Origin of the sequence: Pseudomonas sp. LAMO17WK12:I10 (genome assembly GCF_900215185.1) — a bacterium.
In the GTDB taxonomy this organism is placed as follows: Bacteria; Pseudomonadota; Gammaproteobacteria; order Pseudomonadales; family Pseudomonadaceae; genus Aquipseudomonas; species Aquipseudomonas chlororaphis.
The window spans coordinates 1-1,003 of the sequence record NZ_OBDX01000099.1 but is presented as its reverse complement, the minus strand read 5'-3'; the positions used below and the strand labels follow the sequence as shown (position 1 = coordinate 1,003).

Here is a 1,003-nt window from a genome sequence, read left to right as displayed (position 1 = left end):
TCATCTTTGCCAGGCGTTCCCCTACTAGCGAAATCTACCCGGATTAGAGTGTCTGGCGTTAATCCCGGGAAGCGCCGCGCATCCACTGATTTCCAATTGCAGCCATACCAGGTTCCTTTAGGATCACACCATTTGGGATCTCGATTATATTGCTCGATAGCAGTCTTGATATGATCATCAATAAACTGCCCCATGTTCATGATGGGGGCATTCAGTGCCTCAAGAGACTTAAGCGCGTTCACCGCATCGGTTGTCTGCTGTTCGGTCTCTTCCTCCAGCGGGGTCGTTGTAGCATCTCCCTCTGACGGCTGCGGAATCGAGCGCTCAGGTAAAGATGCACGTTTCATGTCATCGACTAAGGTCTCTATCTCAGGGGAGTTTCTAAGATTATTCAACCCCGTCCATATCCCATTGAGCAGGCTGCGGTATTTCTTCGCTTTTCTAAGGCTATATCGCTGTGTGAGGACTGAAAGGTATTCAATGACTTTGAAATGTAATACCGCTTTTGCCTTATCATATTTCCCAGCGGCTAGAAGAGAACGCACCTTCTGAGCCTGGTTTGCTCTTTCCAGTATATTCTTGATGATCACATCATCAGACAGCCCGGCAAGGCTAACCTGATAGTTAATGCCACTATTAATCCTCGAATACCCATAGCTGGCACGGCCTCCAGTTATGGCTGCGGCCTGAACGGTCGTTATATCAGATGGCACCGCTATATCATGCACGGTCGAATGGTCTGACGGTAGAGACACGTCCGCTGGAATATTATGACGCCGTTGACGGGATGGCGCGGGTACGTCTTCTCGAACATTACTGGATGGAGCGGGAGGTTTGGATGGAGCGGGAGGCAGCGACCGTTTACTTCTGATACGGGGTTGCCTAGAAGCCTGGTCATTCTCATCAGGGAACGGCTTAACCTCTGCCTGTTGCCGTAACGGCATGGAGTCGCGCTCCGGCTCGGCCTCTCTCTCATTTTCCTCAGCATTGTCCCATACAGGGC

1 protein-coding gene is annotated in these 1,003 nt (G+C 50.9%); it reads right to left on the bottom strand.

What is annotated here, in order from left to right:
* A partial coding sequence (locus CRO75_RS32820; protein WP_143504347.1) for a hypothetical protein occupies nucleotides 1-713 on the bottom strand: 713 nt, incomplete at its 3' end.
* Nucleotides 714-1,003 lie beyond the last annotated feature (290 nt).